Raw genomic sequence first — 1,169 nt, 5'->3', positions numbered from 1 at the left:
CCTGGATTACTAGGCGATTGTAAGATTTCAGCTTTCTCTTATACTTTCGTGCCTCCGTTGGAGCAACACCATGTTGCTTACGAAAAGCTTTTGAGAAAGCCTCGGGGGTTTCGTAACCATATTTGTAGGCAAGATCAATAATCTTTGTATTAGATTCCATTAATTCATAAGCAGCTAACGTTAGACGACGACGTCTAAGATATTCACTAACAGATATGTCAGTTAATATTACAAATGTACGCTGAAAATGAAATACCGAGAAATTTGCCTTTTCTGCAATACTTTCAATCGAAAGATCATCAAGTAAGTGCTCTTCCATATAGTCTATTGCTTCCTGTAATGATTCAACCCACGTCATGTTATTCACCCCTTGTTTAAATACTAACAGGATGTTATCTATAACTCCTGTCTTCTTATGCTGCGTTCGGACAGTATAAGATATTACTTTTGTTCCGTTAAATGGTTGCTTTATGTACTGTTATATCTCATATAATTTTAACAGACAAAAACAGTAAAAATAAAAGACACGAGATAATCTCTCGTATCTTTTTGAACATTTCTAATTTAAAAATACTTGGTAAAGCTATAGAATATTTTTAAAATTAAATGATTCAACCCATTCTTTAATTAAATACAGGTTTATTCCCATATTTCCTTCATAATGATTTACATAAATATGTATTTAATTAAATGATACAATTTAGTAATTTTATTATATACAGGTGTAGTAATACCTTATGGGACATTGAATACTTTAATAACCCCAGATCAAAATGAACGCGGGGTTTTAAATGTTTTTAGAATGTTTTTTGCTAGTATAGGGATATTAATTGTCGGTAATTTGGTCATTCCTATGGTTGATTTTTTTGGAGGAGGACAAACTGGCTGGGTTTTAGGATATACCGTATTAGCAATTATAGCTTTATTAATGTATATGATTACATTTTTCACTACCAAAGAAAGAACATCACATTTAAATCAAGACGTTAATAAAGAATCTTTTTGGATTGGTTTTAAAGCCCTTTTAGCAAATAAGTATTGGATAATGGTTATGTTTATGTTTATCTTCTATTATATAAATGGTTCTGTTGCAAAGTAAAAAAATATAGCTAACCACTAATTTATCATGTCAGTGTTCGCTTAACTTGCTAGCATGATGCTAATTTCGT

General features: G+C 30.9%; 2 protein-coding genes. One reads left to right on the top strand and one right to left on the bottom strand.

The genetic code is table 11. The features are described 5' to 3' along the window. On the bottom strand, positions 1–358 hold a 358-nt coding region (locus tag CD129_RS05110), incomplete at its 3' end, for a helix-turn-helix domain-containing protein (protein ID WP_144437003.1). 348 nt (positions 359–706) lie between these two features. Between CD129_RS05110 and CD129_RS05105 the strand changes: the two genes are divergently transcribed. Continuing rightward, positions 707–1,099: an MFS transporter gene (locus CD129_RS05105; protein ID WP_115337970.1), complete on the top strand. Its 393-nt coding sequence runs from the start codon at positions 707–709 to the stop codon at positions 1,097–1,099. Positions 1,100–1,169: the final 70 nt, after the last annotated feature.

The organism is Mammaliicoccus fleurettii, assembly GCF_003970575.1.
Taxonomy (GTDB): domain Bacteria; phylum Bacillota; class Bacilli; order Staphylococcales; family Staphylococcaceae; genus Mammaliicoccus; species Mammaliicoccus fleurettii.
The sequence above is the reverse complement of the archived record's forward strand: the minus strand, read 5'-3'. Positions and strand labels throughout refer to the sequence as shown.